At 36.9% G+C, this 1852-nt stretch carries 2 protein-coding genes; both read right to left on the bottom strand.

Translation table 11 applies throughout. The features are described 5' to 3' along the window. Positions 1–200: 200 nt before the first annotated feature. Positions 201–1241, bottom strand: coding sequence for an IS3 family transposase (locus TICRE_RS10030; RefSeq protein WP_158016523.1), 1041 nt, complete (start codon positions 1239–1241; stop codon positions 201–203). A 17-nt stretch (positions 1242–1258) separates the two neighbouring features. Then, the gene (locus tag TICRE_RS10035; protein ID WP_084191926.1) at positions 1259–1774 is read right to left on the bottom strand and encodes a transposase; all 516 of its coding nucleotides are present in this window, start codon (positions 1772–1774) and stop codon (positions 1259–1261) included. Between the last annotated feature and the right edge of the window lie 78 nt (positions 1775–1852).

A 1852-nucleotide genomic window follows, 5' to 3' on the forward strand; every position in this document is an offset into this window, starting at 1 on the left:
CGGAGTTTGTCAAGCAAGTTGTCGCATTTAGTATAAAAAATATATTCCGTTGTTTCCGATTTGCCATTGATATGGAGCCTCTGCCTATATGGTTTTAGTACCTGAAGGCATGACTAATAAAGGTACTGCCTTCTTCAGGAGGCTACCATATAGGCTTCTCCATATCAATGGTTCGCTTCGCCAAATCTGCTGTGATTAGATTAGTTGGTTTCTTGTAAAATATTATTGGCTTCCTCCTCACTTATTGGATTGAGTGATACATATTCAGGTAATGACCAGTTTCTAGTATTTTTAGACCATCTTTCTGGATGCTTAGCTCTAGCTATTGCATAGGTTTCATTGCGTTTTTTCATTATTTCTTGATCTAAGCCATAATGCCTTTGGAACGGAGTTAAAAACTTGATACCGCTATGCAAATGGGTTTTGTTATACCAATTCACAAATTTATCTACCCATTTTCTTGCATCTTCTAGGCTCTTAAACCCATTAAATGGGTACTTTGGTCTATACTTCATTGTTTTAAATAGTGCTTCTGAGTAAGGATTATCATTACTTACTCTTGGTCTTGAGAAGGAGCTCTGTACTCCTAATTTTTCTAGTGTTGCTTGGAATGTTGCTGCTTTCATGGGACTACCATTGTCTGAATGCAGTACTAATGGCCTACCTGCTGTGCCTTGAGCTAAGGTAGCCTTCCTAATCAGGTGTTCTGCATGTTCTGCTTTTTCATCTTCCCATACTTCATGGCCTACAATTAATCTACTGAACATGTCTATGATTAAATAAAGTTTGTAGTATTGTCCCTTGATAACTGCATTTAACCAGGTTATATCCCAAGTCCATACTTGATTTGGAGATGTAGCTATATGGGTTGGTGGTTCTCTTTTTACTGGTATACTTGATCTACCTCTGTGAGCGTTCATCTTTTCTTCTTTTAGAATCTTGTAAATTGTTGATTCTGAGGCTATATATCTGCCTTCATCGGCTAATTTTGGAACTATCTGTGATGGTGCTAAGTCTGCATATTCAGGACTATTTACTGTTTTAATTATTTCATCACGTTCCTCTTTAGTTAGTTTGTTTTTAGGAGTGGGTCTTTTTACTAGGGGTCTTTGATCTCTCTTTACTTCGCCTTCTTTGATCCATCTTTCATAGGTGCGGACGCTGATGTTTAGTTCATCACAGGCTGGTTTTAACCTTGAGCCACTAGCCCTTGCTTCGTTGATCAGCTCTATTGCTGTCACGCGATCTGAGTCACTGATCATTCTTCCTCGGGGTCCCCCCAAATCGCGTTTGCTTTTTTTCTTAGAACTAGTAATGCAGCTGTTTCTGCTAATGCTTTTTCTTTAATTCTAAGTTCTTTCCCTAGCTTTTTATTTAGTTCTTTTTCAGCTTTTAGAGATTCCTTAAGCTCCTTTGGGTCTTCTATAATAGCTTGATTAGCTTTAAGACATTGGTCTCTCCAAGTCTTTACTTCATCAACATAGATGCCCTTTCTTCTACAGTATTCACCTAATTCTGTTTCATTAAGAGATGCAGTTTCTAATACTACATGGAATTTATCTTCAGAACTCCACTTGCTAGTGGTCTTATGATTAATTGGGGTTTTGTTTTTATCAGTTTCAGCTTTCTTAATCCATTGATATATTGTAGTTCTAGGGACTCCGAATTCTTCAGATAGACTTGTAATTGTGTCATTTGTAGGTTCTTCGAGTCTTTTAAGTACTGAATTTTTGAACTCTCTAGTATAACTTGTTTTCTTTCTAGTTGTGGACATAATCATTCTCCTTAGGTTATTGTCGTATATCTATTATATACTAAATTTTCTTTACGACAACTATCCTATCACATAGGG

The sequence above is a fragment of the Tissierella creatinophila DSM 6911 genome (assembly GCF_001940565.1).
GTDB lineage: Bacteria > Bacillota > Clostridia > Tissierellales > Tissierellaceae > Tissierella_A > Tissierella_A creatinophila.

Coding starts and splice junctions, on each gene's coding strand:
- TICRE_RS10035 (WP_084191926.1), bottom strand. CDS start 1,774: ATGTCCACAACTAGAAAGAAAACAAGTTATACTAGAGAGTTCAAAAAT.